21 protein-coding genes are annotated in these 23716 nt (G+C 67.9%); 10 read left to right on the top strand and 11 right to left on the bottom strand.

The window, feature by feature from the left end:
* Positions 1-4: 4 nt before the first annotated feature.
* A complete protein-coding gene (locus R0232_RS12010) occupies positions 5-1459 on the bottom strand; it encodes a M20/M25/M40 family metallo-hydrolase (protein WP_431512242.1) in 1455 nt (484 codons plus the stop codon).
* 97 nt (positions 1460-1556) lie between these two features.
* Between R0232_RS12010 and earP the strand changes: the two genes are divergently transcribed.
* The 3 genes from earP to R0232_RS11995 all read left to right on the top strand — a co-directional run bounded on the left by earP (position 1557) and on the right by R0232_RS11995 (position 4362).
* Positions 1557-2660: an elongation factor P maturation arginine rhamnosyltransferase EarP gene (gene earP / locus R0232_RS12005; protein ID WP_431512241.1), complete on the top strand. Its 1104-nt coding sequence runs from the start codon at positions 1557-1559 to the stop codon at positions 2658-2660.
* 172 nt (positions 2661-2832) lie between these two features.
* Complete coding sequence (gene efp / locus R0232_RS12000) at positions 2833-3387, top strand: elongation factor P (RefSeq protein ID WP_007830687.1); 555 nt, start codon at positions 2833-2835, stop codon at positions 3385-3387.
* A 108-nt stretch (positions 3388-3495) separates the two neighbouring features.
* Positions 3496-4362 (top strand): TIGR00730 family Rossman fold protein, encoded by an 867-nt coding sequence (locus R0232_RS11995; protein ID WP_431512240.1) that lies wholly within the window; start codon positions 3496-3498, stop codon positions 4360-4362.
* Positions 4363-4389: 27 nt separating this feature from the next.
* On the opposite strand, the gene R0232_RS11990 is transcribed toward R0232_RS11995, so the two are convergent.
* The 8 genes from R0232_RS11990 to pncB all read right to left on the bottom strand — a co-directional run bounded on the left by R0232_RS11990 (position 4390) and on the right by pncB (position 13599).
* On the bottom strand, positions 4390-5091 hold the full coding sequence (locus R0232_RS11990) for a TetR/AcrR family transcriptional regulator (protein WP_431512239.1): 702 nt from the start codon (positions 5089-5091) through the stop codon (positions 4390-4392).
* A gap of 9 nt (positions 5092-5100) precedes the next feature.
* Positions 5101-5556 (bottom strand): hypothetical protein, encoded by a 456-nt coding sequence (locus R0232_RS11985; protein WP_093343048.1) that lies wholly within the window; start codon positions 5554-5556, stop codon positions 5101-5103.
* 97 nt (positions 5557-5653) lie between these two features.
* On the bottom strand, positions 5654-7192 hold the full coding sequence (locus R0232_RS11980) for an MFS transporter (protein WP_431512238.1): 1539 nt from the start codon (positions 7190-7192) through the stop codon (positions 5654-5656).
* A gap of 127 nt (positions 7193-7319) precedes the next feature.
* A complete protein-coding gene (locus R0232_RS11975; RefSeq protein ID WP_431512237.1) occupies positions 7320-8498 on the bottom strand; it encodes an MFS transporter in 1179 nt (392 codons plus the stop codon).
* Positions 8495-9868, bottom strand: a complete 1374-nt coding sequence (locus R0232_RS11970) for a DNA recombination protein RmuC (protein WP_431512236.1) — start codon at positions 9866-9868, stop codon at positions 8495-8497. The genes R0232_RS11975 and R0232_RS11970 overlap by 4 nt, the downstream gene beginning before the upstream one ends.
* Positions 9869-9915: 47 nt before the next feature.
* Positions 9916-10896, bottom strand: a complete 981-nt coding sequence (locus tag R0232_RS11965) for a 2-hydroxyacid dehydrogenase (RefSeq protein WP_431512235.1) — start codon at positions 10894-10896, stop codon at positions 9916-9918.
* Between the two features lie 13 nt (positions 10897-10909).
* Positions 10910-12331 (bottom strand): sodium:proton antiporter, encoded by a 1422-nt coding sequence (locus R0232_RS11960; RefSeq protein ID WP_431512234.1) that lies wholly within the window; start codon positions 12329-12331, stop codon positions 10910-10912.
* Between the two features lie 47 nt (positions 12332-12378).
* Positions 12379-13599 (bottom strand): nicotinate phosphoribosyltransferase, encoded by a 1221-nt coding sequence (gene pncB / locus R0232_RS11955; protein WP_093343057.1) that lies wholly within the window; start codon positions 13597-13599, stop codon positions 12379-12381.
* A 193-nt stretch (positions 13600-13792) separates the two neighbouring features.
* On the opposite strand from pncB, the gene R0232_RS11950 reads away from it, so the two are divergent.
* Both R0232_RS11950 and R0232_RS11945 read left to right on the top strand, forming a co-directional pair.
* Positions 13793-14026 carry a CsbD family protein gene (locus R0232_RS11950; protein WP_057590415.1) on the top strand — a complete coding sequence of 78 codons (234 nt, stop codon included), beginning with the start codon at positions 13793-13795 and terminating at the stop codon, positions 14024-14026.
* 48 nt (positions 14027-14074) lie between these two features.
* Positions 14075-14482: a hypothetical protein gene (locus tag R0232_RS11945; protein ID WP_431512233.1), complete on the top strand. Its 408-nt coding sequence runs from the start codon at positions 14075-14077 to the stop codon at positions 14480-14482.
* 60 nt (positions 14483-14542) lie between these two features.
* Here the strand turns inward: R0232_RS11945 and R0232_RS11940 are convergent, their stop codons facing one another.
* Positions 14543-14998: an acyl-CoA thioesterase gene (locus R0232_RS11940; protein WP_093343058.1), complete on the bottom strand. Its 456-nt coding sequence runs from the start codon at positions 14996-14998 to the stop codon at positions 14543-14545.
* A gap of 246 nt (positions 14999-15244) precedes the next feature.
* On the opposite strand from R0232_RS11940, the gene R0232_RS11935 reads away from it, so the two are divergent.
* Positions 15245-15799: a phasin family protein gene (locus R0232_RS11935; protein WP_057590418.1), complete on the top strand. Its 555-nt coding sequence runs from the start codon at positions 15245-15247 to the stop codon at positions 15797-15799.
* Positions 15800-15954: 155 nt separating this feature from the next.
* Positions 15955-16713 (top strand): 3-hydroxyacyl-CoA dehydrogenase, encoded by a 759-nt coding sequence (locus R0232_RS11930; protein ID WP_057590419.1) that lies wholly within the window; start codon positions 15955-15957, stop codon positions 16711-16713.
* Here R0232_RS11930 and R0232_RS11925 read toward each other — a convergent pair.
* On the bottom strand, positions 16661-17608 hold the full coding sequence (locus R0232_RS11925; protein WP_093343060.1) for a YihY/virulence factor BrkB family protein: 948 nt from the start codon (positions 17606-17608) through the stop codon (positions 16661-16663). The genes R0232_RS11930 and R0232_RS11925 overlap by 53 nt on opposite strands.
* A gap of 86 nt (positions 17609-17694) precedes the next feature.
* Here R0232_RS11925 and dnaG point away from each other — a divergent pair, with 86 nt between their 5' ends.
* The 3 genes from dnaG to R0232_RS11910 all read left to right on the top strand — a co-directional run bounded on the left by dnaG (position 17695) and on the right by R0232_RS11910 (position 23706).
* Positions 17695-19677 carry a DNA primase gene (gene dnaG, locus R0232_RS11920; protein ID WP_431512232.1) on the top strand — a complete coding sequence of 661 codons (1983 nt, stop codon included), beginning with the start codon at positions 17695-17697 and terminating at the stop codon, positions 19675-19677.
* A gap of 309 nt (positions 19678-19986) precedes the next feature.
* Entirely contained in the window at positions 19987-22362 is a 2376-nt protein-coding gene (gene rpoD, locus R0232_RS11915; protein ID WP_093343063.1) for an RNA polymerase sigma factor RpoD, read from the top strand.
* A gap of 108 nt (positions 22363-22470) precedes the next feature.
* Positions 22471-23706: a multidrug effflux MFS transporter gene (locus R0232_RS11910; RefSeq protein ID WP_093343064.1), complete on the top strand. Its 1236-nt coding sequence runs from the start codon at positions 22471-22473 to the stop codon at positions 23704-23706.
* Positions 23707-23716: the final 10 nt, after the last annotated feature.

The following is a 23716-nucleotide window of genomic DNA, read 5'->3' as shown; positions in this document are numbered from 1 at the left end:
ACGCCTACTTCGCGAGTTCGCTCACCAACCGGTAGAGGAACTCGCGCCCGTCGTAGAGCCGCTGGATCTCGATGCGTTCGTCCAGCCCGTGGGCGCGCGCATCCGAGGGCTCGAGGAACATGCCGGTCACGCCGTACATCGGAATGCCGGCATTGCGCAGGAAGCGGCTGTCGGTGGCGCCCGTGCTCATCGCGGGAATCACCGGCACGCCCGGCCACATCTGCTCGGTCAGCCGCTCCACCGTCTTCACCAGGTCGCCCTGCAGCGGCGACGCCGGGCTGCGCAGCGGCTTGCCGAGGTTGCGCACCACGATCTTGTCGTTGCCCACGGCCTGGGTCAGCAGGCGCTCGACCTCGTCGGGATCGTCGTGCGGCAGGATGCGGCAGTTGACCGTGGCCTTGGCCGACTGCGGCAGCGCATTCTCGGCATGGCCGGCCTGCACCATGGTCGCCACGCAGGTGGTGCGCAGCTGGGCGTTGTAGGCCGGGTTGGCCGTCATGCGCTCGAGCACGCCGGCGTCGGGGTTGCCGGTGCCGACGGCGCGCATGTCCTCGGCCAGCTGGCCGGTGGCGAAGGGCGCGCTGCGCGCGAAATAGGTCTTCGTGACGTCGGCGAGCTTGATCGGGAAGGCGTAGTTGCCGAGCCGCTCCAGGCCGGCCGACAGCGCGTAGATCGGGTTGTTCTTGGTCGGCACCGAGCTGTGGCCGCCGACGTCGCGCGCCTCGAGCATGTAGGTGGTGTACATCTTCTCGGCCACCTGCAGCCGGTGCAGGTTCGGCTTGCCGTTGCGCAGTTCGCCGCCGCCGCCCTCGTTGATGCCGAACTCGGCCTGCAGCAGCTCGGGCTTGTTGTTGATGAGCCAGAAGGCGCCGTTGCTCAGCGCATCGCCGCGTTCCTCGTCGGCGGTCAGCGCGAGGATGATGTCGCGGCTGGGCTTGAAGCCCTCCTGCTTCAGTTGGCCGAGCACGGACACCAGCGCCGAGGCCATGGCCTTGTCGTCGATGGAACCGCGCGCCGTGAAGTAGCCGCCCGACTCCTGCAGCTTGAACGGATCGGTCTTCCAGTCCTCGCGCCGGGCCTCGACCACGTCGATATGAGCCAAGAGCAGCAACGGCTTCTTCGAGCCGTCGCCCTTGAAGCGCATCACGAGGTTGCCCTTCTTGGGGAAGGGCTCGAGGATCTGGATGTCCGCGGGCGCGAAACCCGACTCGACCAGTCGTTTTTCCATCGCACGCGCGGCCTGCGTGTTGTCGCCCACCGAGTGGGTGGTGTTGACCTCGATGAGCTCCTTGTAGATCTCGCGGAAGCGCTGCTGCTGCGGCGTGAGCGTCTGGGCCGCCGCCGTGGCGAGGCCGCCGAGCGCGAGGGACAGGGCCAGCGCGCTGCGCAACGTGCGCAGTCGCGAGGTCGCGGGCAAGGCGGCGCCGGGATGGCGGGCTCGGTTCTTCTTCAGGCTCATTCGCTCTCTCCGTTGTGGTTGTGGTGTGCGGCCAGCATAGCGACGGCCCCGCGCGAGGGCCATTCAGAAGAAAGGCGCAAGGTGCACACTCGCGGCCATGCAACGCGACTGGGACATCTTCTGCAAGGTCATCGACAACCATGGCGACCTCGGCGTCTGCTGGCGGCTCGCACGCCAGCTCGCCGGCCTCGGCGAACGGGTGCGGCTCTGGGTCGACGACGCCAGCGCGCTGGCCTGGATGGCGCCCGAAGGCTGCGCGGGCGTGCGCGTGATCGACTGGAGCGACCCGGCCGCGGTGGGCGCGGCCGCGGCCGAGCCGGCGCCCCAGGTGCTGATCGAGGCCTTCGGCTGCGACCCGGCGCCCGCGCTGATCGCGCGCTTCGCCGCGGCCTCGGCCGCCGACGGTGCCCCGCGCGCCTGGATCAACCTCGAATACCTCTCGGCCGAACCCTATGTGGAGCGGCTGCATGGCCTGCCCTCGCCGGTCTTCAGGGAGCCGGGTGCCGGGCTCACCAAGCGCTTCTTCTATCCAGGCTTCACCGAGGCCACCGGCGGCCTGGTGCGCGAACCGGACCTGGCCCGGCGGCGCGCGGCCTTCGATCGCGCTGCCTGGCTGGCGCAACGGCAATTGCCCTGGCGCGAAGGCGAACGCCTGGTGTCGCTGTTCTGCTACGAGCCGCCGGCCCTGGCCGCGCTGCTGGCGCAACTGGCCGATGACGGCACGCCGACCCGGCTGCTGGTGACGCCGGGGCGGGCGACCGAGGCCGTCAAGGCCTGTCTTTCGAGCGCACCATGGCTCGAACGCTCGCCCAGCCAGGCGAGTGCGCTATCGATTTCATACCTGCCGCACCTCGACCAGCCCGATTTCGACCACCTGCTCTGGGCCTGCGACCTGAATTTCGTGCGCGGCGAGGATTCGCTGGTGCGGGCCCTCTGGGCCGGCGCGCCGCTGGTCTGGCAGATCTATGCGCAGGACGACGACGCGCACCACGTGAAGCTGAACGCCTGGCTCGACTGGCTGGAAGCGCCGGCCTCGATGCGGCGCTTCCACCAAGCCTGGAACGGCTTCGGCAACGCGTCCCTGTCGCTCGCCGACATCGGCGAAAAATGGCGTCTTGCCGTGACCCGAGGGCGCGAGCGCCTGCTCGCGCAGGACGATCTCGTGACCCAACTGCAGCATTTCGTCGCCGGAAAAAGCTAAAATAGCGGGCTTTGCGGATTTCGGCCCGGATCCTGGGAAATTCCTGGGGGTTCGAGATGCACTCCGCTGAACCTGCCGCGGGACATGTACCGCGGGGCTTTTTCCAACCGGCACTCCTGCCCGGATTCTGGAAGTCCCGCGCACCGAGCGGCTTACATCCAGAGACCCTGATATGAAAATCGCTCAAGAAATCCGCGCCGGCAACGTCATCATGCACGGCAAGGATCCGATGGTCGTGCTCAAGACCGAATACAGCCGCGGCGGCCGCAACAGCGCCACCGTGCGCATGAAGATGAAGAGCCTGATCGCCAACTTCAACACCGAAGTGGTCTTCAAGGCCGACGACAAGATCGACCAGATCGTGCTCGAGAAGAAGGACTGCACCTACTCCTACTTCGCCGACCCGATGTACGTCTGCATGGACGCCGACTACAACCAGTACGAAGTCGAAGCCGAGAACATGGGCGACGCCCTGAACTACCTCGAGGACGGCATGGCCGTCGAAGTGGTGTTCTACGACGGCAAGGCGATCTCGGTCGAACTGCCGACCAGCGTCGAGCGCGAAATCACCTGGACCGAGCCGGCCGTCAAGGGCGACACCTCGGGCAAGGTCCTGAAGCCCGCCAAGATCGCCACCGGCTTCGAAGTGCCCGTGCCGCTGTTCGTCTCGCAAGGCGACAAGATCGAAATCGACACGCGCACCGGCGAATACCGCAAGCGCGTCTGAGCCTCGCTTTCCCCGGCTGACCACCACCCGCAAGAGGCTCCGCAAGGAGCCTTTTGTCTTTGCGGCCCGCCGCACGCAACGAATCCCGCGCTGCACAATCCCATCCTTATGACCAACAGCACGCACGACCTCCACGACAAGCGCCTCGCCGATGCCTGGGCCACGCTTCAGGCCCATGCCGACCATGGGCTGCCGCTCGATCCAGATCCCTCGCGCATCGCCTTCGCCGATCCCGAGTTCCTGCTGCGCCGCGAAACCCGCGGCGTGCGCATGCAGCTCGAGCTGATGAAGCCCGACCTCGAGCAGCGCGTCCACGGCATCGAGAACACCATCGTGGTCTTCGGCAGCGCGCGCTTTCGCAGCGAGGAAGAAGCCGCCGCGCTGATCGTCGAGGCCGACAAGGCCGGCGACACCGCCGCGGCCGAGCGCTGGCGCCGGCTGGCGCGCAGCTCGCACTACTACGAGAAGGCGCGCACCTTCGGCAAGCTGGTCGCGCGCCACAGCGAGAACAAGGAGCCGCAGGACAAGCTCTTCATCTGCACCGGCGGCGGCCCCGGCATCATGCAGGCGGCCAATCGCGGCGCGCACGAGGCCGGCGGCCTGTCGGTCGGCCTGGCCATCGCGCTGCCGATGGAGGAAGCGGCCAATCCCTACGTCACGCCCGCGCTGAGCTTCAAGTTCCACTACTTCGCGATCCGCAAGATGCATTTCATGATGCGTGCGAAGGCGCTGGTGGCGTTCCCGGGCGGCTTCGGCACGCTCGACGAACTGTTCGAGGTGATCACGCTGGTGCAGACGCGCAAGTCGAAGCCGGTGCCGATCGTGCTGTTCGGTTCGGACTACTGGAAGCGCCTGATCGACTTCGACTTCCTGGTCGACGAAGGCGTGATCTCGCCCGGCGACGTCAAGCTTTTCGAGTACGTGGACGCGCCCGAAGACGCGTGGGAAGCGATCAAGCGCTTCTACAAGCTCTGATCCGAGCGGGCGCGGACCGCGCCTCGACTAGGCGGCCTCGTCGTCGCCATCGTCGTCATCGGGCCGCAGCGCGTGCTCGAAGAAGCGCGTGAGCGCCTTGGCACGCCGGCGCCGCTCGGGCCCCGGCCCGGTCGCGAGGCCCATGGCCACGGCATCGTCGGCCACGCCGTGCAGCGCATTGAACAGGATCACGGCCGTGAGCGTCGGGTCCTCGACCTCCCACACGCCGGCCGCGTCGCCATGCTTGAGCAGGCCGACCAGCTGCGTGATGACCGCGTTGTCGTTGCGCATGCGCCGGTCCTCGGGCCGGTACTCGTGGAACACCACGTCGTGCAGCGCGACGTTGTCGAGGTAGGTCTCGAGCCCCGTCTCGACCCAGGCCTTGATGCGGCCATGGTGGTCCTCGGGACGGTGGCGGTCCATCGCCTCCTGCAGCCGCGCGCAGAAGCTGTCGACGAAGCGCTGCTGCAGCGCGCCGAGCAGCGCCTCCTTCGACGGGAAGTACAGATAGAAGGTGCCCTTGGCCACCTGCGCGCCGGCCGCGATGTCGTCGATGCTGGTGGTGGCGATGCCCTTCTCGATGAACAGCCGCTCGGCCGCGTCCATCAGCGCCGCGGCGCGGGTTTCGGGCGCCTTGACGCGACGGCGCGGTTCGGACGCCTCCGAAGGCGGTGACGGGTCCGCCGCATCGGGCGTGGAAGAAGTGATGTTGCGGCGCCCCGTCGTCATTCGGTTCCCTCAGGTTGTGGCTGCGGCGGCACGTGCCGCCGCGATGGCCGCGTTCACCGCGGCCGCGTCGAGCGCCAGGCCGCGCGGCGCCAGCACGCGCTCGCCGAGCCAGGCGATGGCCTCGTCGGTGCGCGCAAAGGTGTCGGCCGGCACGCCGAAGAGCTTCTCGACATTCATCTTGCGGATTTTCTCGTATTGATCGGGCGGCACCACGCTGGCCATGCCCATCATATGGCGCCGGATGTCGGCACCGCGCGCCTGCAGCCACTGCTTCGCGCTCTGCGCGCTGCCCTCGGGATGCACCAGCGCATCGGCGTCGGCGAACACGCGCAGCGAAGCAAAAGGCTCGCCACGGTCGAGCCAGCGGTTCCAGTCCTCGGTGAAGACCTGCATGTCCTCGAGGGTCTGCAACCCCGAAGACACGCTGATGACCAGCGGCCACTGGCCGAGTTCGTGATGGATCATGGACAACTCCTTGATGAAAGTCCGGGAACGAAGAACGGGAAGGCGACGCGCGGACAGGCGCAGCGGCACGCGCGCGGCGGGCATGGAGAGAAGCTCCTCAGGCGCGGGCCGGCAGCGCGGCGGTGCGCGGCCTGACGCCGAGCAGCAGCCCGGCCGCCAGCAGGCCGGCCAGCCCGGCACAGGCCACGGCCGCGTGGAAGCCGCCGGCCAGCGCGCCCGACACCAGGCCATGGGCCAGCGAAGGATCGAGCGCGCCCAGCGCGGCGGTGTCGTGCCGCGCCACGGCGGCCACCGCCATCTCCTGCGCGCGCGCCGCCGGCAGGCCGCTGCGCTCGAGTGCCGCCGCCAGCAGCGCGGTGGCGCGGCCGCTCATCAGCGTGCCGAGCAGCGCGATGCCGATCAGCATGCCGGCCTGGCGCAGCGCATTCATCGTGGCCGAGGCCATGCCCGAGCGCTGCGCCGGCACCGAGGCGATCACCGCCGTGCTGGTGGCCGGCACCGCGAGCCCCGTGCCAACGCCCAGCACCACGAACAGCAGCGCGAGCACCACGTAGGGCGTGTCCGCCGCGAGCAGCGTCATCGCGAGCATCGCGGCGCCGATCAGGCCGTAGCCCGCCACCATCAGCGCATGGACGCCATGGCGCCGCGACAGCCGGCCGAACTGCGAGGACACGATGCCGGTCGCGACGAACTGCGGCACCATGCGCCAGCCGGTGTCGGTGGCCGACCAGCCCTGCACCTGCTGCAGGAACAGCGAGAAGAAGAACAGGCTCGCATAGGCCGAGAAGCCCAGCACGAAGGACGCGAAGTTGGTGACCGAGAAACGCGCGTCGCGAAACAGGCCCAGTGGCAGCAGCGGCCGCTGCACGCGCGCCTCCACCGCCAGGAACAGCACGAGCCCGAGCGCGGCCAGCGCCAGCGATACCGTGGTGCGTCCCGACAGCCAGCCGTGCTCGCCGGCCGCGATCAGCCCGAAGGTCAGCGCGCCGAGCCACAGCACGCTGAGCACCTGCCCCGCCGGATCGAGCGCCGCATGCTCGGGGTGCGAGGTCTCGCGGATGCCCCAGAGCCCCAGGCCCACGGTCAGCAGGCCGATCGGCAGGTTGATCAGGAAGATGCTCTGCCAGCCCGTGTGGTCCACCAGCAGGCCGCCGAGCATCGGCCCGAGGATCAGCGAGATGGCGGTGAACGAGGACCAGCCGCCGATCACGCGCGCGCGGCTCGCCGGCTCGGGAAAGGCATGGGCCAGGATCGACAGCGCGCCCGGGATCAGCAGCGCGCCCGCGATGCCCTGCACCGCGCGGCCGGCCAGCAGCGTGCTCAAGCTGCCGGCCATCGCGCACATCGCAGAGCCGACGGTGAACACCACCACGCCGGCCAGCCAGGCCCGCTTGCGGCCGTAGCGGTCGCCGAGCGGACCGGCCGAGAGCATGAAGGCCGACAGGCACAGCGCGTAGATGTCGATCACCCACTGCAGGCCCGCGAGGTCGGTGGCGAGCGCGCGCTGCAGGGTGGGCAGCGCGACGTTGACGATGCTCACGTCGAGCGTGGCGATGAAGCTGCCGAGATAGACCGCGGCGACGAGCGCGAGCCGGCGGCGCGGATCGTCGATCGCCGCCCGGGATGGGGAGTCCATGGGACCGCCTTCGGGATTCGTTGAAGAGGCGGCGATACTGACTTCAAGTCACTATCTTGTCAATCAGATGAGAATTGATCTTATTTGGATCAGGGTTTCCCGGAAGGCGGCAGTGGCTTCGGGCCGTTCAGTGCCCCTCCTCCCGCACCTGCAAGCCCCAGGTCGCGCGCGCGCCGAGCGCCACCACCCCGCCCACGACCCAGAACACGCCGCCGATGCCGATCAGCGCGCCCAGCGAGCCGAACAGCATCGGCATCGCCACGCTGGAGGCATTGATGGTCATCAGCCGCAGCCCCAGCGCCTCGCCATGGCGGCTGTGCGGCGTGATCTGGTGCAGCATGCTCATCACCATCGGCTGCACCGCGCCGAGCGCGAAGCCAAGCACCACCGAGCACACGCCCATGCTCAAGGCCGTCGGCAGCAGCGGGTAGACCAGGAAGACGCAGACCGTGACCAGGGTCGAGCTGAGGATCACGCTGCGCTCGGAGGCGCGCGAGGCGATCGCCGGCAGCACGATGCGGATCACGGCCGCCGCGATCGCGAAGGCGCCGAGGATCGAGCCGATCACCGAGGCGCTGATGCCGCGCTCGTGCCCCAGCACCGGCAGCACGAAGGCATGCACGTCCCAGCTCGAGGACTGCAGCCAGTTCACGAACAGCAAGCGGCGGAACATCGGTTCGCGCAGCAGGTCCCAGGCGCGCGTAGGCACGGCCCCGGGCAACGGCGGCGTGGGCGGCGGTTCGTGCGCGCCGCGCGCCATCAGCCAGCACAGGATCGGCAGCAGCGCCATGGCGGCGAAGCAGACGCGGAAGGCCAGCATGTCGGCCGCCGCGCGGCCCGCGTGGTCGATCAGCAACCCGGCCAGGAACGGGCCGACGAAGTTCGCCACCGCGGGCGCGATCGCGAGCCAGCTGAACACCCGCTTGAGCTCGGTCGGTGTGGTGGCCGAGCGGCCCACGTGGCGCTGCAGCGCGATCACGGTCGCGCCGGTGGCGCCGCCGGTCAGCAGCGCCGCCACGCACATGGCCGGAAAGACCGGGAACGCCCAGACCAGCCCCGCGCCGAGCGAGGCCGCGATCACCGACAGCAGCAGCGGCCGCTTGAAGCCGTGGCGGTCGGCGAAGCGCCCGGCCGGCAGCGCGAGGAAGACCTGGGTCAGCGCGAACAGCGCGATCAGCACGCCGACGGCCGCCGCGCTGTAGCCCTGCTGCAGCGCCAGCAGCGGCGTGGCCAGCCGCATGCCGGCCATGGTGGCGTGGAGGCAGACCTGCGCGCCGATGACGCGCAGCAGTTCGCTGCCCTTCACGGCTTTCCGCCGCTGTCGGGATCGGCGTCGATGCCTTCGGCGCCCGCGGCCAGCGGCGGCAGCAGCGCCTGCGCCTGGCCCTCGGGCAGCGCCTCGACCTTGCGCAGCGCCAGGCGCATCTGCCTGGCGCGCGTATCGGCCTTGTCGAGCGTGTCGGAGGCTTTCGCCACCTGTTCCTTCACGCGCTCGACCCACTCGCCATAGCGTTCGAACTCGGTCTTGACCGCGCCCAGCACCTTCCAGACCTCGGAGGCCTGGCGCTCGAGCGCCAGCGTGCGAAAGCCCATGTGCAGGCTGTTGAGCATCGCGAGCAAGGTGGTCGGGCCGGCCAGGGTCACGCGGTGCTGGCGCTGGATCGCGTCCATCAGGCCCGGACGCCGCAGCACCTCGGCATAGAGGCTCTCGACCGGCAGGAAGAGGATCGCGAAATCGGTGGTGTGCGGCGCCGCGAGGTAGCTCTCGGCGATGGACTTGGCCTCGGCGCGGATGCGCGCCTCGAGCGCCTTGGCGGCGAGTTCGGCGGCCACCGCGTCGGCCTGCTCGTGGGCTTCGATCAGGCGCTCGTAGTCGTCGCGCGGAAACTTGGCATCGATCGGCAGCCAGACCGGCGCGCCCTCGTCGCCGCGGCCCGGGAAGCGGATCGCGAAGTCCACCCGCTGCCCGCTGCGCGGCTTGGTCTCGACCTGCCGCGCGTACTGTTCGGGCGTGAGCACCTGCTCGAGCAGCGCCTCGAGCTGCACCTCGCCGAAGATGCCGCGCGTCTTCACGTTGGTCAGCACGCGCTGCAGGCTGCCGACACCGACCGCCAGCGTCTGCATCTCGCCCAGCCCCTTGTGCACCTGCTCGAGCCGCTCGGCCACCTGCCGGAAGCTCTCACCGAGGCGCGCCTCGAGCGTGCTCTGCAGCTTCTCGTCGACGGTCTTGCGCATCTCGTCGAGCTTGGCGGCATTGCCCTGCTGCAGTTGCGTGAGCTGGCTTTCCATCGTGGCACGCACCTCGGCGAGACGGCGCGCATTCGATTCCGACAGGCCCTGCAGCTGCGAAGCCAGCGTGTCGGCCAGCGTCTTCTGCAGCGCGGCTAGCTGCAGCGCGAAGGCATCGAGCTGGGCGTTCTGCGTGCGCGTGGCCTCGGCGCCCTGCATCACCAGCGACTGCTGGAAGGTGGCGAAGGCCTGCGCGGTTTCCTGCCGTCCGCCGCGCGAACTCTCCGCGATCTCGCGGCGCAGCTCGCGCTCGGTGCGCTCGTTGGCGGCGAGCAGTTCGCCATGATCGGGCGGCGGCGGCCGGCGGGCCAGCAGCCAGACGAGGAGCACGAGCTGGATGACGGCCACGACCGCCAGGGCCAGAAGAATCAAGTCGGTGAGTTCCAAGGGGATCGCGGGGCGCTTTCTATTCTTTTTTGTTCGACGGGGATGGCTTACCTGGCGGCCACCGGCGTGACCGGCGTCAGCGGGCCCTTGCCCGTGAAGAAGGCGATCAGGTTGTCGGCCGCGAGCCCGGCCATGGCCTTGCGCGTGGGCACCGTGGCGCTCGCGATGTGCGGCGTGAGCACGACGTTGGGCACGGTCAGCAGGTCGGGATGGACCTTGGGCTCGCCCTCGAACACGTCGAGCCCCGCGGCGGCGATGCGCTGCTCGCGCAGCGCCACGGCCAGCGCCGCGTCGTCGACGATGCCGCCGCGCGCGATGTTCACCAGGGTGGCGGTGGGCTTCATCAGCGCGAGTTCGGCGGCGCCGATGGTGTGGTGCGAGGCGGCCGAGTACGGCACCACCAGCACCACGTGGTCGGCGGTCCTGAGCAGCTCTTCCTTGCTCGCGTAGGTGGCCTTGCATTCGGCCTCGAGCGAGGCGTCGAGCCGCGAACGGTTGTGATAGATCACCTTCATGCCGAAGCCGTGCGCGCCGCGCTTCGCGATGCCCTGCCCGATGCGGCCCATGCCGATGATGCCCAGCGTGGCACCGTGGATGTCGGAGCCCGCGAACATGTCGAAGCTCCACTTCTGCCACTTGCCGGCGCGCAGGAAATGCTCGCTCTCGGCGATGCGGCGCGCGGTGGCCATCAGCAGCGCGAAGCCGAAGTCGGCGGTGGTCTCGGTCAGCACGTCGGGCGCGTTGGTGCCGACCACGCCGCGCGCGGCCATCGCGTCGACGTCGAAGTTGTTGTAGCCCACGGCCATGTTGGCGCAGATCTTCAGGTCGGGGCAGGCGTCGAGCAGCGCGGCGTCGATGCGCTCGCTGCCGGTGGTGAAGGCGCCCTGCTTGCCCTGCAGCTTCGCGGCGAGCTGCTCCCTGGTCCAGCTCTCGTCGGACTGGTTCGACTCGATCTCGAAATGCTGCGCCAGGCGCTCGAGGGTCTCGGGGAAGATCGCGCGGGCGACCAGGATCTTGGGCTTGCTCATGGGCTTTGTCTCGCTAGCGGAAGAAAAGGAAGGTGGAGAGGACGAACAGCGGCAGCAGGATGGCCATCGACCAGGCCATGTAGCCGAAGAAGCTCGGCATGCGCACGCCGCGGCTCTCGGCGATGGCCTTGACCATCAGGTTGGGCGCGTTGCCGATGTAGGTGTTGGCGCCCATGAAGACCGCGCCGGCCGAGATGGCCGCGAGCGTCGCCGCATGGGTGGTCATGAGCGTCAGCGGATCGCCGCCCGCGGTGTTGAAGAACACCAGGTAGGTCGGCGCGTTGTCGAGGAAGGAGCTGAGGATGCCGGTGGCCCAGAAGTACATCGCCGGGTCGGGCTGGCCGTCGGGCCGCGTGACCGCCGCGACGACGGCGCCGAACGGTCCCTGCGTGCCGGCCTTGAGCATCGCGATCACCGGGACGATGGTCAGGAAGATGCCCGCGAACAGCTTGGCGACCTCGGCCATCGGGCCCCATTCGAACTGGTTGGCCGCGTGCACCGCCTTCGGCGTGATCGCGAGCGAGACCAGCGTGAGCACGATCAGCCCCGCGTCGCGCACCAGCCCCGGCAGGCCGACCTCGGTGCCGAAGACGTCGAAGCGCAGCGGCGACTTCCAGAAGCCGCTGAGCAGCACCAGCGCCACCACGCCCGCGAGCAGCCAGAAGTTGAGCGCGCCGTCGAAGCCCAGGCGCCGCGTGTCGGGCGTGGGGTCGACCGGCAGCACGCCCTCCTTGCGGAAGTAGTGGCGATCGATGAAATAGAACAGCCCCAGCAGCGCGGCCAGCACGAACAGCGTGTCGAGCAGGATGTGCTGCGCGGTCCAGAAGAAGCTCACGCCCTTGAGGAAGCCGAGGAACAGCGGCGGATCGCCGAGCGGCGTGAGCGAGCCGCCCACGTTCGAGACGATGAAGATGAAGAACACGATCACGTGCACCCGGTGCACGCGGTCGTCGTTGGCGCGGATCAGCGGGCGGATCAGCAGCATCGACGCGCCGGTGGTGCCCATGAAGCTCGCGAGCACCGCGCCGATCGCGAGGATGGCGGTGTTGAGCCCCGGCGAGCCGCGCAGGTTGCCGCGGATGTGGATGCCGCCGGCCACCGTGAACAGCGCGGTCAGCAGCAGGATGAACGGGATGTACTCGGCCACCAGCGCATGCACCAGTTGCCCGCCCGCGAGCGATGCACCAAAGGTGGCGGCGAAGGGCAGCAGGAAGGCCAGCGCCCAGGCGGCCGCGACCTTGCCGTAGTGGTGATGCCAGAAGGCCGGCGCCAGCAGCGGCAGCAAGGCGATCGACAGCAGGATGCCCGCGAAGGGCACGCCCCACAGCGGCGAGATCGTGCTGCCGTCGAAGTCCGCCGCCAGGACCAGGCCGGGAGCGAGCAACGCCAGCGTCGCCAGCGCCATCGACACCGCGGGACGCATCGTGGTCTTCATGGGGCCGTACCGTACCAGAGCCCCCGGTTCCGTCGCCGGAATCCGCATCAGGCGGCAGGCTGCTCGATCTCGAACACCTGGCGCAGGTAGGCCAGGTATTTCTCGTCCTCGCACATGTTCTTCGACGGGGTGTCCGAGAGCTTGGCCACCGGCTGGTCGTTGCAGCGGATCATCTTGATCACGATCTGCAGCGGCTCGTAGCCCAGGTCGTTGGTGAGGTTGGTGCCGATGCCGAAAGCCAGCTGGCAGCGGCCGCGGAACTGCTGGTAGAGCTCGATGGTGCGCGGCACCGTGAGGCCGTCGCTGAAGATCAGCGTCTTGGTGCGCGGGTCGACGCGGTTCGCGAGGTAGTGCGCGATCATGCGTTCGCCCCACTGGAACGGATCGCCGCTGTCGTGGCGCGCGCCGTCGAACAGCTTGCAGAAGTACAGGTCGAAGTCGCGCAGGAAGGCGCTCATGCCGTAGACGTCGGACAGCGCGATGCCCAGGTCGCCGCGGTACTCGCGGGCCCAGCTCTCGAAGCCGAAGATCTGGCTGTCGCGCAGCCGCGGGCCCAGCGCCTGGCAGGCCTGCAGGTATTCGTGCGCCATGGTGCCCAGCGGGATCAGCCCGAGCTTCATCGCGTAGAGCACGTTGCTGGTGCCCGCGAGCTGCGGCAGCCGGCCGCCGGGCTGCGAGCTCGAGGGCGGCGAGGTCACCGCGCCGAGCCGCGCGTTGAGGGTGCGCAGCACCTCCTCGTGCCAGTCCTTCGAGAAGCGGCGCCGCGTCCCGTAGTCGGCGATCTTGAGGTCGCCGAGGCCGGCCTCCTGCAGCTGCGCGATCTTGATCTCGAGCCGGCGTCGGCCCTCGTCGAGGTCGGGGCGCTTCTGCGTGTTGCGGAAGTAGACCTCGTTGACGATCGCCAGCACCGGGATCTCGAACAGGATGGTGTGCAGCCACGGCCCCTGGATGCGGATCTCGAGCTCGCCCGAGGGCTGGGGAATGATGTTGATGTACTTCTCGTTGAGCCTGAACAGCCCGAGGAAGTCGATGAAGTCGCTCTTGATGAAGCGCATCGAGCGCAGGTAGGCCAGCTCGGCATCGCGGAACTGCAGCGAGCAGAGGCTGCGCACCTCCTCGCGGATCTGGCTGGCGAACTGCGCGAGGTCGACGCCGGGGTTGCGGCACTTGAAGCGGTACTCGACGCGTGCCCCCGGGAAGTGATGCAGCACGACCTGCATCATGGTGAACTTGTAGAGGTCGGTGTCGAGCAGGCTGTGGATGATCATGGTGCGGCGCGCGTTGTCTCTCTGTCGTCCCGGCCCGAAGTTTTTCGGGCGCCGCTCGATTATCACGGCCCCCGTCGGCCTGTGCCTACGGACCCTGCACTGCACGTCCTACCACTGGGGTGAATGCGCCTGGAGACAGTGTCTTCACGGCGGCGAAAACGGACCGCCGAATCAACCTCTCAAGGAGATTCGCATGAACAAGGACACCATCGAAGGCAACTGGAAGCAGCTCAAGGGCAAGGTCAAGGAGCAATGGGGCAAGCTGACCGACGACGACTTCGACGTCATCGCCGGCAAGCGCGACCAACTGCTGGGCCGCATCCAGGAACGCCACGGCATCAGCCGCGACGAGGCCGAGAAGCAGGTCAAGGACTGGGAGTCGCGCGACGGCCGCACGCCCGACGCGCTCTGGTTCGAACGCTACTGAGGTCCTGACTTCCGCTTTCCCTCATCCATCGACTAGGAGAACTCCAAAATGAAAAAACACCTGCTCATGTTCGCGCTCGCCTCCACCTGCTTCGTCGCCACCCAGGCCGGCGCCCAGATGAACAAGGACGAGCACAAGGTCGCCAAGGAAAAGATCGAGGCCGACTACAAGGTCGCCAAGACCCAGTGCGACACGCTGAAGGACAACGCCAAGGACGTCTGCCAGAAGGAAGCCAAGGGCAAGGAGAACGTCGCCAAGGCCGAGCTCGAACAGCAGTTCAAGCCCAGCGACAGCAACGCCCGCAAGGTGGCCGAGGAAAAGGTGAAGGCCACCTATGAAGTCGCGAAGGAAAAGTGCGACGACCAGACCGGCGATGCCAAGTCCGCCTGCGTGAAGCAGGCCAAGGCCGACGAGGACAAGGGCAAGGCCGACATCAAGGCGATGGCCAAGAAGTAAGCCGCTTCTCTTACCTCGCAACGACAACGGCGCCTCGAGGGGCGCCGTTTCTCTTGAGGCTCAGGCCCGCAGCGAATCGACCACGCGCTGCAGCGCCTCGGGCAGCGGCACCGGCCGCTGGGTCGTGCGGTCGACGTAGACATGCACGAAATGCCCCTGGGCCGCCGCCGTGTCGGCACCCTGCGCGAACAGGCCGACCTCGTAGCGCACGCTGGAACGGCCAGCCTGCGCCACGCGGATGCCGGCCTCGACGGTCTGCGGGAAGGCGAGCGGCGCGAAGTAGTTGCACTGCGTCTCGACCACGAAGCCGATGGTCGAGCCCTGGTGGATGTCGAGGGCGCCGCGCTCGATCAGCAGCGCGTTCACCGCCGTGTCGAACCAGCTGTAGTAGACGACGTTGTTGACGTGGCCGTACATGTCGTTGTCCATCCAGCGCGTGGGAATGCTGCGGAAGACGGGGTAACTGGCGCGCGGTTGCGGCACGGGCTTGGGGCTGGGAGAGGCAGGCGTCGTCATCGCGCGAGATTCTGCCAGCGGCCCTCGCCGGCTCCAGGCGACTGCGCGACACCCGCGGCCGCCATCGCGTTTCAAGGCCGGCCGCCCCGGTTTAGAAAGCCGCTTCTAAATTGCTGCAAAGCAACAAAAACCCCTTGCCCGGAGATTTCAGCTGCCTATACTTGAGCCCATGCTGCACCGCAACAAAGCCGACGAGGCGCAGCGCAACGTGAATAGACCAACCATCATCCCTTCCGGAGATTCCAAATGGCCCTGACCGCTGACCAGATCCTCGCCGCCCAAAAAGCCAACCTCGAAACCCTGTTCGGCCTGACCACCAAGGCATTCGAAGGCGTCGAGAAGCTCGTCGAACTCAACGTGACCGCCTCCAAGGCCGCCCTGTCCGAAGCCGCCACCACCGCCCAGGCCGCCCTGAGCGTGAAGGACGCGCAAGAACTGCTGACGCTGCAAGCCAGCCTGTTCCAGCCCCTGGCCGAGAAGACCGCCGCCTACAGCCGTCACCTGTACGAAATCGCCCAAGGCACCGGCGCCGAATTCACCAAGGCCTTCGAATCGAAGGCCAGCGAAGCCCAGCAAGCCTTCGTCGGTCTGGTCGACAGCGCTTCGAAGAACGCTCCCGCCGGTTCGGAAACCGCCGTCGCCGTGCTGAAGAGCGCCGTCGCCGCCGCCAACAACGCTTTCGAATCGGTGCAAAAGGCCGTCAAGCAAGCGTCGGACGTCGCCGAAGCCAACTTCAACGCCGTGTCCACGCAAGCCGTCGCCGCTGCCAAGACCGCGACCGCTTCGTCGCGCAAGCGCTAAGCCGCCGACCACCACCAGTTGTCTCCTTGGGTCCTCACGGATCCAATTCAGGGCCTCGTCTTCGGACGGGGCCTTTTTTTATGCGCGCGCCGAAACAGTCGCGCACCGGGCCGTCTTCGATAATGCAAGGCTTTTCTTCCTCAGGAGACTCCTACATGCAGATCGACGGCAAGGTTTTCATCGTGACCGGTGGCGCTTCGGGCCTCGGCGAAGGCGCGGCACGCATGCTGGCCGGCAACGGCGCCAAGGTCGTCATTGCCGACATGCAGGCCGACAAGGGCGAAGCCGTCGCGCGCGACATCGGCGGCGTGTTCGTGAAGTGCGACGTGAGCCAGGAAGCCGACGGCCAGGCCGCGGTGGCGGCCGCGCTGCAGCTCGGCAAGCTGGTCGGCCTGATCAACTGCGCCGGCATCGCGCCGGCCGAGAAGACCGTGGGCAAGAACGGCCCGCACGCGCTGGCGGTGTTCAGCAAGACCGTCACGGTCAACCTGATCGGCAGCTTCAACATGATCCGGCTGGCCGCCGACGCGATGAGCAAGAACGAGCCCGAAGCCACCGGCGAGCGCGGCGTGCTGATCTCGACCGCCTCGGTCGCGGCCTACGACGGCCAGATCGGCCAGGCCGCCTACAGCGCCTCGAAGGGCGGCGTGGTCGGCATGACGCTGCCGATCGCGCGCGACCTGGCGCGCAACGGCATCCGCAACATGACGATCGCCCCCGGCATCTTCGGCACGCCCATGCTGTTCGGCATGCCGCAGGAAGTGCAGGACGCACTCGCCGCCAGCGTGCCCTTCCCCTCGCGCCTGGGCACCCCCGCCGACTACGCGAAACTCGCCAAGCACATCATCGAGAACGACATGCTCAACGGCGAGGTGATTCGGCTGGACGGAGCGATTCGACTCCCGCCCCGCTGAGCGGCGCACGCGGCGGCTTGGCGCTGCCGGTGCGGTCCAGGCGCTCGTAGTTCGCGATCACCTGGGCGCCCAGCAGCACCAGCGTGGCCGCGATCTCCAGGCTCAGCAGCACCACGATCGCCGTGGTCAGCGAGCCGTAGACGACGTTCACCTGCGACAGCGTCGAGAAGTACCAGATCAGGATCCGCCGCGTGGCCTCCCACAGCAGCGCGGCGGTGATGCCGCCCAGCAGCGCGTGGCGCAGCGACATGCGCCCGGCCGGCATCACGAGGTAGAGCGAGGTCAGCATGAAGATCTCGCCGCCCAGCCCCAGCAGGTACAGCAGCAGCCCCGACACGCCCGACAGCGACCAGCTGCGCCCGAGCAGGTCGACGCTCTCCTGCCCCACGAGCTGCAGCGCGCCCGACACCAGCGTGACCAGCAGCAGCCCCACGCACAGGCACAGGATGTAGACGTAGGGCATGGCCACCGACACCAGGAAATGGCGTTTGTGGTCGGCCTTGCGGTGGTGGAAGATCACCGCCATCGCGCTCTCGAGCACGCTGAAGGCCAGCGAGCTGAAGAACACCATCGTCACCAGCAGCACCGGCCCGAGCACGTCGCGGTGGTCCAGGAAGCTCGAGAGCTCGGCCACGATGGCCTTCGACTGCCCCGGCAGCAGCCATTCGAGGTAGCGGCCGATGGTGCGCAGCAGCTCGGCCTGGTCGATCACGTGCGACAGCGCGATCACGCTGACGATCAAGAGCGGCACGATCGACAGCAGCGCGTAATAGGCCACGGCACCGGCCAGCAGCAGCCCCTGGTTGGCGCGGAACTCCTTCAGGGCGTCCCAGCCGAAGCGAAGCGGGTGGCGCAGCAGCGGGGCGGCGTGTTTCAGCGGATTGATCGTCGTCATGCGGGCGGGGTGGTCGGTCGCCGCCAGTATGCCGTCGGGTCGCGGGGGACCCGCGGCTTGCGTATGATTTGCCGCTCCCCGCCTACATGACCATCCCCGCTTCATTCATCCAGGAACTCATCGCGCGCGCCGACGTGGTGGAAATCGTCGGCCGCTACGTGCAGCTCAAGAAGGCCGGCGCCAATTTCATGGGGCTGTGCCCCTTCCACGGCGAGAAATCGCCCTCCTTCTCGGTCAGCCCGACCAAGCAGTTCTATCACTGCTTCGGCTGCGGCGCCCACGGCAACGCCATCGGTTTCCTCATGGAGCATGCCGGCATGGGCTTCGTGGAGGCCGTGCACGACCTCGCGGGCCAGTACGGCCTGCAGGTGCCGGAAGACGACGCCTCGCCGGCCGAACGCGCGCGCGCCGCCAGCCAGCGCCAGAAGCAGGCCACGCTGACCGACGTGCTCGAGAAGGCCGGCGACGCCTTCCGCAAGCACCTGCGCCAGGCGCCCGGCGCCATCGACTACCTGAAGGGCCGTGGCGTCTCGGGCGAGATCGCCAAGCAGTTCGGCATCGGCTACGCGCCGCCGGGCTGGCGCACGCTCGCGGGCGTGTTCCCCGACTACGAGGACCCGCTGCTGGCCGAGAGCGGCCTGGTGATCGTCAACACCGAGGACGGCCAGGTCGAGGCCAGCGAGGCCAAGCGCTACGACCGCTTCCGCGACCGGGTGATGTTCCCGATCCGCAACGTCAAGGGCGAATGCATCGGCTTCGGCGGCCGGGTGCTCGGCGACGAGAAGCCCAAGTACCTGAATTCGCCCGAGACCCCGGTCTTCAGCAAGGGCCGCGAGCTCTACGGCCTCTACGAGGCCCGCGCGGCGTTCCGCGACCGCGGCTACGCGCTGGTCACCGAGGGCTACATGGACGTGGTGGCGCTGGCCCAGCTCGGCTTCCCGAACGCGGTGGCCACGCTGGGCACGGCCTGCACCACCGAGCACGTGCAGAAGCTGTTCCGCTTCACCGAGTCGGTGGTGTTCAGCTTCGACGGCGACGCCGCCGGCCGCCGCGCGGCGCGCAAGGCGCTCGACGGCGCCATGCCCTATGCCACCGACACGCGCAGCATCAAGTTCCTGTTCCTGCCGGCCGAGCACGATCCCGACAGCTTCATCCGCGAGTTCGGTGCCGAGGCCTTCGCGCGCTTCGTGCAGGAGGCCACGCCGCTGTCGCGCTTCATGATCGAGGCCGCGCGCGAGGGCTGCGACCTCGGCACCGCCGAGGGCCGCGCCCACATGAGCAGCAACGTGCGCCCGCTCTGGAGCGCGCTGCCCGACGGGGCCCTCAAGCGCCAGTTGCTGAGCGAGATCGCCACGCTGGTGCAGCTCGACGCGGCCGCGCTGTCGGACCTCTGGGCCACGGCGGCGGCACCGCGCGGCGGCGGCGCCTCGCGCCAGGCCGAGCGCAGCCAGGAACGCCCGCCCGACGACGACGGCTACTTCCCCGAACCGCCGGTCTACGAAGAGCGCGAGCGTTACTACGAAAACGATAGCAAAAAGCGGCCATTCAACAAGCGTTTCGGCCGCAAGGAGCCGCCGCGTGAACCGATGCGCGGGCGCAGCCAGCCGCTGAGCCGGCCCGACATCGCGGTGCGCCTGCTGCTCGCCAACATGGCGCAGTGGGAGCCGCTGTCGCACGAGGTGCACCTGATGCTGTGCGAACTGCCCGGGCCGCACGGCGCCCTGTTCACCTGGCTCGACAGCCAGCTGCACGAGCACGGCGCCCAGCCGTGGGCGGCGCTGCGCGAAGGCATGCGCGGCCAGGAGTTCGAGGCGCTGGCCGACAAGCTGATGACGGCCTCGGAAGGCGGCGCCCCCGCCGATCCGGAAGCGAGCGAGAACGATCTGCTGGCCGAAGCCGCCCGCGAGCTGGGCAGCGTGCTCGATTTCATGCTCGACGACCGCCTCAAGTTCCAGCAGAGCGAGGCCATCGCGGCCGTCGGCAAGGACCCGAAGGCGCTCGAACGCTACAAGGCGCTCGAGGCGCGGCGGCTCGAATTGCGCGCCCGCATGCGTCCGAAGACGGTGTAATTGCTTGAAATTTGCGCAAGACGCTATAATGTAGGGCTTCGCAACTGGCGAAATCGGCAAGAGCGACAGCAGCACCTCCGGACCGGCCCCTCGCGCAACGCACTCCACGGCAACCCCGCTGGAAAGGGCCAATAACCGCAAGGACTGCACACCAAATGATCGCCCGACATCTTGCCTATTGAGGATTTATTCCTCTTTTGCCCAATTGTTCCTGTCCGGCTGTGCCGGGCTGGCGGCGCTGTCTTCGCGGACCGCGCCCGTGTGATTTCGTGTGATCCCGCTTGTCCATTCTTGTTGTAACGAGGTCGTATGCCCAGTTCAAAGAAGCCTGCTCCTTCACCCGCCAAAAGCGCCGCCGCCAAGCCTGCAGCCGAAAAACCGTTGAAAGCAGCCGCTTTGCCGGCAACTAAGACGGGTGCAGCCGCGTCAAAGGCGGCAGCCGCAACGAAAGTGAAAACCGTGCCCACGAAATCGACGACCACCACCGACGACACCAAGAAGACAGCCGCCAAGACGGCTGCGGCAGGCGCTGCCGCCCCCGCCGCCAAGAAGGTCGGCCGCCCGCCCAAGGCCGCCAGCACCGCTGCCGCCGCGCCCGCCACCGGCGCCAAGCGTGGCCGCAAGCCCAAGGCCGACAAGGATGCGCCCGAGAGCGACGTCGACCTGTCGGACATCGAGGACGACCTGGCCGGTGACGAGCCGGTGGCGGCCGTGGCGACGACCGAAGAGAAGGTCAAGCCGCTGCGCATGAAGATCAGCAAGGCGAAGGAACGCGCCTTGATGAAGGAATTCGGCCTCGACGAGACCGTGCTGTCCGAGGAAGACCTCGCCAAGCGCCGCTCGCGCCTGAAGACCCTGATCACGCTGGGCAAGACCCGCGGCTACCTGACGCACGGCGAAATCTCCGACCACCTGCCCGACAAGCTGGTCGACGCCGAGACCATGGAAGTCGTGGTCACCATGCTCAACGACATGGGCGTGGCCGTCTACGAGCAGACCCCCGACGCCGAAACCCTGCTGCTGAACAACACCGCCCCCACCGCGACCACGGTGGAGGAAGCGGAAGAAGAAGCCGAAGCGGCTCTCTCCACGGTGGACAGCGAATTCGGCCGCACCACCGACCCGGTTCGCATGTACATGCGCGAAATGGGCACGGTCGAACTGCTGACCCGCGAAGGCGAAATCGAGATCGCCAAGCGCATCGAAGGCGGCCTGATGGCGATGATGGAGGCCATCTCGGCCTCCCCCGCCACCATCGCCGAGATCCTGCGCCTGGCCGCCGAGATCCGTGAAGGCAAGGTCGTCATCTCGACCATCGTCGACGGCTTCTCGAACCCGAACGAGGCCGACGACTACGTGGCCGAGGAAGACTTCGACGAATTCGACGAGGAAGACGACGACGACGGCAAGGGCGGCTCCAAGGCCCTGACCAAGAAGCTCGAGGAACTCAAGAACGAGGCCCTCTCGCGCTTCGACCGCATCGCCGAGATGTTCGAGAAGGTGCACAAGGTCTACGACAAGGAAGGCTACGGCACGCCCTCGTACACCAAGGCCCAGCAGTCCCTGTCGGACGAGCTGATGACCATCCGCTTCACCGCGCGCACCATCGAGCGCCTGTGCGACCTCGTGCGCACCCAGGTCGACGACGTGCGCAAGAAGGAACGCGAGCTGCGCCGCATCATCGTGGACAAGTGCGGCTTCCCGCAGGACGAGTTCATCCGCGACTTCAGCGGCTTCGACAAGAACGGCAACCGCATCGCCTCCAACCTGCTGAACCTCAAGTGGGTCGAGAAGCAGGCCGCCGCCGGCAAGCCCTGGAGCGCCGTGCTCGCGCGCAACATCCCGCCAGTGCAGGAACTGCAGCAGAAGCTGGCCGACATCCAGTCGCGCGTGGTGGTGCCGCTGACCGAGCTCAAGGACATCAACAAGCGCATGAACGAGGGCGAATCGTCCTCGCGCGATGCCAAGAAGGAAATGATCGAGGCCAACCTGCGCCTCGTGATCTCGATCGCCAAGAAGTACACCAACCGCGGCCTGCAGTTCCTCGACCTGATCCAGGAAGGCAACATCGGCCTGATGAAGGCGGTGGACAAGTTCGAATACCGCCGCGGCTACAAGTTCTCGACCTACGCCACGTGGTGGATCCGCCAGGCGATCACGCGCTCGATCGCCGACCAGGCGCGCACGATCCGCATCCCGGTGCACATGATCGAGACCATCAACAAGATGAACCGCATCTCGCGCCAGCACTTGCAGGAGTTCGGCTTCGAGCCCGACGCCGGCATCCTGGCCGCCAAGATGGAGATCCCGGAAGACAAGATCCGCAAGATCATGAAGATCGCGAAGGAGCCGATCTCGATGGAAACCCCCATCGGCGACGACGACGATTCGCACCTGGGCGACTTCATCGAGGACAGCAGCAACACGGCCCCGATCGAGGCCGCGATGCAGGCGGGTCTGCGCGACGTGGTCAAGGACATCCTCGACTCGCTGACGCCGCGCGAAGCCAAGGTGCTGCGCATGCGCTTCGGCATCGAGATGTCGACCGACCACACGCTGGAAGAAGTCGGCAAGCAGTTCGACGTGACGCGCGAGCGCATCCGCCAGATCGAGGCGAAGGCCCTGCGCAAGCTCAAGCATCCGTCGCGTTCGGACAAGCTGCGCAGCTTTATTGATACGCTCTGAGCCGGTCTCCCGGTATTTCCCCGACAAGGAGGCGCCCGCAAGGGCGCTTTCTTTTTTGGGCCCCTCTGCGACAGATGCAAAGATAAGAAGAATGGAGCAATCCTCATCATGAATCCCGATGCAGACAAACTCTGGCAAGCCCCGCGCTGGGCGCTGGCCGTGCTGCTCGCGGTGCTCGGCATGCTCGGGCCCTTCTCCATCGACACCTACATCCCCGCCTTCTCGGGCATCGCGCGCTCGATCGGCGCGACGCCGGCCGAGATGCAGCAGACGCTCTCGGCCTACCTGTTCGGCTTCGCGTTCATGAACCTGTTCCATGGCGCGCTGTCCGACAGCTTCGGGCGTCGGCCGGTGGTGCTGTGGGGCCTCGCGGTGTTCACGCTGGCCTCGCTGGGCTGCGCGCTGTCGCAGACGATCACGCAGCTGGTGCTGTTCCGCGGCCTGCAGGGCCTGTCGACCGGCGCGGGCATCGTGGTCTCGCGCGCGGTGATCCGCGACATGTTCCCGCCCGCCGAGGCCCAGCGCGTGATGAGCCAGGTCACGATCTACTTCGGCGTGGCGCCCGCCATCGCGCCGATCGTCGGCGGCTTCCTGTTCGTGCACGCGGGCTGGCACGCGGTGTTCTGGTTCCTGGTGGCCGTGGGCGTGGTGCTGTTCGCCGCCAACTACAAGCTGCTGCCCGAGACGCTGCATCCCTCGCACCGCCAGTCCTTCCACGTGCGCCACCTGCTGCGCGGCTATTGGGACCTGTGCTCCGACCCGCGCTTCCTGCTGCTGGCCTTCGCCAGCGGCGTGCCCTTCAACGGCATGTTCCTCTACGTGCTGGCGGCGCCGGCCTTCCTCGGCGACCACCTCGCGCTGCAGCCGCAGCAGTTCTTCTGGTTCTTCCTGCTGACCATCGGCGGCATCATGCTCGGCGCGCGCGCCAGCGGGCGCATGGCCGGCAAGGTGGCGCCCAAGCGCCAGATCCGCGACGGCTTCCTGATCATGCTGGTGACCTCGGTGGTCAACGTGATCGCCAACACCTTCTTCCAGGCCCACGTGGCCTGGGCGCTGTGGCCGCTCGCGGTGTTCGCCTTCGGCTGGGCGCTGATGGTGCCGGTGGTCACGCTGCTGGTGCTCGACCTGCATCCCGAACGCCGCGGCATGGCCTCCTCGCTGCAGGCGGTGATCGGCTCCACCGCCAACGGCATCGTGGCCGGCGCGGTGGCGCCGCTGGTGATGCATTCCACGCTGGCGCTCGCGCTGACCTCGACCCTGATGCTGGCCATCGGCCTGGTGGCCTGGGTCTGGCTGCACGGCCGCTGGCCCGACATCGGACGGCGCGTCGCCCACGAGGGCTGAAGCGGCGGCA

Source organism: Variovorax sp. DAIF25 (assembly GCF_050711835.1).
Taxonomy (GTDB): domain Bacteria; phylum Pseudomonadota; class Gammaproteobacteria; order Burkholderiales; family Burkholderiaceae_C; genus Variovorax.
The sequence above is the reverse complement of the archived record's forward strand: the minus strand, read 5'-3'. Positions and strand labels throughout refer to the sequence as shown.